The sequence below is a fragment of the Vibrio sp. 1069 genome, assembly GCF_033340555.1.
In genome coordinates this window covers 1-610 of record NZ_JAWOWP010000566.1, presented here as the reverse complement: position 1 = coordinate 610, position 610 = coordinate 1, and the positions used below count along the sequence as shown (strand labels likewise).

1 protein-coding gene is annotated in these 610 nt (G+C 44.6%); it reads right to left on the bottom strand.

Annotated features, from left to right (window positions below; all coding sequences use genetic code 11):
• Positions 1 to 610: hypothetical protein (locus tag R7040_RS27770; RefSeq protein WP_318097790.1), on the bottom strand; the 610-nt coding region annotated here is incomplete at both ends.

Sequence of the window (610 nt, the reverse complement as noted above, 5' to 3'; positions counted from 1 at the left end):
TAGACTCAACAACAAAGTCATTCGGAATGCCAGTCAGCTTAAGTGAAACAAAGCTTTCAGAGCCATCATCGTCGGTCAGACTGATCGTAACGCCAGTACCTGACTGGTTGAGTGAAATCAACGTATCTTCATCACCCGTCACGACGATAGGCTGACTTGGATCGGTTCCCGTAATTACAATGTCATCCACGACAGGCGTGACTTCAAATGTCACGTCGTCGGTAAAGGTGCGTACATCTACGTTATCGCCCGGATTGATCAATGTCGATTGGTCAAACACGGCAACGTCTGTGATTTCGCCATCGATGTTAATTTTCACCGTATTTTGACCACCACCAACCGGGTAGTTTTCACTCGGTTTGAACAGAACGTTATCCAACGCTCCCGCTAAAATATTGGCTTCATTAAATTCGATACTCGTGCCCAAACTATTGCCATTGCTATCGACAAACTCACCCTGTGTCGTGTCATCAAGCGTCAACTTGATGTTGGTTAACGTTTCTCTACCGCCTAATGTGTTGTTAAAGCCATCTGCAAAATCGACGTTCAAATTAAGCTGAATTAATCCATCTTCGTAACCAATACCATCAGCGGTTGGAACATCGTTATT